Raw genomic sequence first — 1,863 nt, forward strand, 5'->3', positions numbered from 1 at the left:
TCCTTGACTTGACTGTGGCCCTCTGCGTCTTGCTGCTTTTGTCAAAGCACCAGAAAGCGTTTTATGCCGTGCAAATCATCGCGCTGATGTCCCTGCTGCTTATGGGATTCACAGACGCAAGAAAAATCTATCGAGGTTACGCCGAGTTAGCCGAGCGAAAAGGTGTCGGCAGCGTGGCGGACAACTCCCCCGCGCCGGTATATCGCTTCTCAAAGACGGGAAAAAACGTGCTGCTTATCATGCTTGACCGGGCTATATCAGGGTATGTGCCCGCGATTTTTGCAGAGAAGCCGGAACTGGCAGCCTCGTTTCAGGATTTTATCTGGTATCCCAACTGCGTTTCGCTCGGCGGATACACCTTGACCGGCGCGCCCGCTCTCTTCGGCGGCTATGAATATAGTCCGGAAGAAATGCAGCGGCGAAACAGCGAGCTTTTGGTAGACAAATATAACGAAGCGCTGCTCGCTCTGCCGAGGCTCTTTTCTGAAAACGGGTTTTCCGTTACGATAACCGACCCGCCGCGGGCAAACTTCCGCTTGGAACCGGACGTGCGCATATTCAACAGATTGCCGAACGTCAAAGCGGAAAACCTGAAAGGGCGGTATACCGCGCGTTGGCTGAATGCGCACCCTGACGCGAAAGTTCTGTCGACCGCCGCATTGCTCAAGAACAACCTGACGCATTTTGCGTTCTTTAAAATGGCTCCCGTCTTCTTTCGGGAAGCGCTGTACGACCAAGGGGCGTGGCTCGTAGCTGCCGGGTTTTCGTCCGGCAACAGCGCGATAACCATTTCTACTCTGGATAATTACGCACTGCTGGATACGCTGCCGGACATTACCGCGTTTGATGGAGGCGGCAACACCTACGCCGCGCTCGTCAACGACCTGACCCACGAACCGGCATTCTTTCAGGCGCCGGAGTATGCGCCCGCGAATCGCGTTACGAACCGCGGCACCAGCACGTATGCAGACGAAGATCATTATCACGCGAATATGGCGGCGTTGATTCTTTTAGGGAAATGGTTTGACGCGTTCAGGGAACAAGGCATATACGACAACACGCGGATTATCGTCGTTGCCGACCACGGGTGGTATTTTCCAAGCGACCTCCCCGGCAATTTTGTACTGCCGGGCAAGCGCGTCCTTTTGAATTACAACCCGCTGCTGCTGGTAAAGGATTTCAAAGACACGGGAGAGCCGTCCATTCAGGGGCCGATCGAAGACCGCACGTTTATGTCTCATGCGGACGTTCCGTTTCTGGCAAGCTGCGACATTACGGACGGCATAAACCCCTTCACACACAAGTCTTTCCAATATGATAAATCGCGCGGCGTCACTATCGCCACGGTAAACCGTTGGGAAGCCCCTGACCCAATAAAATTCACGTGGAAAATCAGCGGCGATGAATGGTTGCACGTTCACGACGACATATTCGACCCGGCAAACTGGGAGCGGGCACAGAAATAGCCTGTTATATAGCAGGATACAGATTTAGAAAGGGAGCGTTTTGTGCCGAACGGCAGACGTATCCGCGGGAATATGCGCCTTTTCCGGGCGGACAGGCGCCCGGCGCGGTGCCAAAACTATGTAGTTTTGAGAGATAATTAATTAGTTTTGCATAAAAATTATATAGCGCTGGATAATAATTATGTAGCGCTGCATAAAAACTATATAGCGTTGGATAAAAACTGATTAGTGTCGTATAAAAACTACGCAGCGTTGCATAATAATTGATTAGGGTTTGGGCAAAGTTAATCAGTTATTGACCGGCGCTGTTGTGTTTTTGAACAAAACCGGCGTGTTTTGGGCGGCATTTTTTAGCCTGCGCCCGTTTCGCCGTACTTATTGCCTATATCGCGTCCAT

At 51.9% G+C, this 1,863-nt stretch carries 1 protein-coding gene; it reads left to right on the top strand.

The features are described 5' to 3' along the window. Positions 1–1,466, top strand: a 1,466-nt coding sequence (locus AWU74_RS05295; protein WP_498067482.1) for an alkaline phosphatase family protein, incomplete at its 5' end; no start/stop codon positions are given. Between the last annotated feature and the right edge of the window lie 397 nt (positions 1,467–1,863).

The organism is Treponema endosymbiont of Eucomonympha sp., assembly GCF_001028545.1.